Annotated in this window: 1 protein-coding gene and 1 pseudogene; both read left to right on the forward strand. The window is 35.4% G+C overall.

Annotated features, from left to right (window positions below; translation table 11 throughout):
- The first annotated feature begins 683 nt into the window (after positions 1 to 683).
- The gene (locus tag GXZ13_07080; protein ID NLX75572.1) at positions 684 to 1,283 is read left to right on the forward strand and encodes a carboxymuconolactone decarboxylase family protein; all 600 of its coding nucleotides are present in this window, start codon (positions 684 to 686) and stop codon (positions 1,281 to 1,283) included.
- A gap of 94 nt (positions 1,284 to 1,377) precedes the next feature.
- Positions 1,378 to 1,860: pseudogene (lsa(E), locus tag GXZ13_07085) on the forward strand (ABC-F type ribosomal protection protein Lsa(E)).

Consider the following 1,860-nt stretch of genomic DNA (forward strand, 5'->3'; position numbering starts at 1 on the left):
TACGGCGGTTTCGGATTTTGCATACCTGTGGTACAACCTCATCCGCCCTCATTCCTTCAACGGCGGACTGCCCCCAGCTAAAAAGCAAGTTGCTTAATGACTTTGGACACAGGTGTTACAATTCCCCTTGACCAGGACAAGTTGTGAAATATAAAAAGTTTGAAGGCAACACAAGGGACTGTTCTTCAACACAAGGGGACGGTTCCTTTGTGTTTTGTATGGATAGTTTTAGTCTGTTGTGGCTTACGAAATTATTTCGAAAAAATTTTTATGAACAGTTATATTCAGAACATCAAAACGATTTCTTATTTGCGAACACAACAACGGGCAAACTTACAATTGCAAAAGAAAAGAGGAGTTTGAATGATAGTAAGCGTAACGACGGTAAAGCTTTATGCCCCCTGGGTGTAAGGCTTGAAAAAATAGTTGTTTGTAAAAATTATGTTTGGAAAACCTGTCAATAAATTTTAGATTTCAGTCATTGCAAGCGATGCACAGGATGTACATAAAACTATTATAATTTCTCTTGCCTTCCCTTCGCATAAAGATGTCCTCTCCAACCATGAAAAGAAGCTAGGGTTAGGATCTAGACATATCATAGACATTGTGTTGTAGGATGGTTTCATTTAAAATGGATAGAAGGAAGACTGTGGAATGAATAAAATGTTAGGGGTGCTTAAGATATGAAAGATACTATGGGAAGGAAATTATACTCATTAGGTGAATTTTATAAAATATATTATCTTACCTTTTTTTCAGTCTATGATTTTATCTATGCTAAAAGAAATGACCTTTTAGAAGAGCCTTTCATTGAACGTATTATGCTTGCTGTAACAGAGGTAAATGGATGCTTGTTTTGCTCTTATGCACACACTAAGATGGCACTTGAGGCAGGTATGTCAAATGAGGAAATTCAAAATATGTTGGCAGGGGTAAGCGATGATGTTCCGGAAGAACAAATGTCTGCGGTATTGTTTTCTCAACATTACGCTGAAACTAGAGGAAATCCATCTAATAAATCTTGGGAGCGACTAGTAGAAGTATATGGGCTTCCAGAAGCAAAAGGTATTTTAGGAGCAATAAGAATTATGATGTTTGGAAACTCTGCTGGTGTTGCTTGGGGTTCTTTTGTTAGCAGGTTTAGAAAGAAAGAAGAAGTAGATGAGAGAAGCGGGCTTCTTTATGAAATAAGTATGATGCTTGCAACCTTTATTTATCTGCCACTAGCTCTCATACATGCTCTTTTAGCAAAATTATTTAGAATATCTATAATTAGGTTTTGATTAAGTTATTAGGGGGGTCACGTAAATGCATACTAACTCTAAAGATATTATAAAAAAAGAGGTACCTCGTGAAGGTACCTGGTACCAATCGGGTCTGGATAAGGGTTATGTTGGACATAAAGCTGCAAAAGCGATGAAACGTGCCAAAAATATTGAGTCAAGACATCAAGAAGCTGTTTCACAAAAATCAGAGCTGCTCCACAACATCGAACAATATGATGACTTAAAAATTTCGCCACTTGAATTTCACAAAGAGTGCCTAATAGAAGCGAATGATTTATCATTGTCTTATGGAGATAAAGAAGTATTCAGTCATCTTAATTTCAGAATCAATATAGGTGATAGAGTTGCCATTATAGGAAAAAATGGGAGTGGTAAGTCTAGTATCCTAAAATTGATTAATGGAGATGATATTAAATTTACCGGAAATTTTATGTTAGCAAGTGGACTAAAAATTTCTTATATTTCGCAAGATACTTCATATTTAAAAGGTAATCTATCTGAGTTTGCCTATAATAATAAGATTGATGAAACTCTATTTAAAACGATTCTTCGTAAACTGGATTTTAATAGAGAA

The organism is Synergistaceae bacterium, assembly GCA_012728235.1.
In the GTDB taxonomy this organism is placed as follows: Bacteria; Synergistota; Synergistia; order Synergistales; family Synergistaceae; genus JAAYFL01.

What these genes read in the sequence shown, in the direction of transcription:
- GXZ13_07080 (NLX75572.1), top strand. Translation starts at nt 684, where the DNA reads ATGAAAGATACTATGGGAAGGAAATTATACTCATTAGGTGAATTTTAT.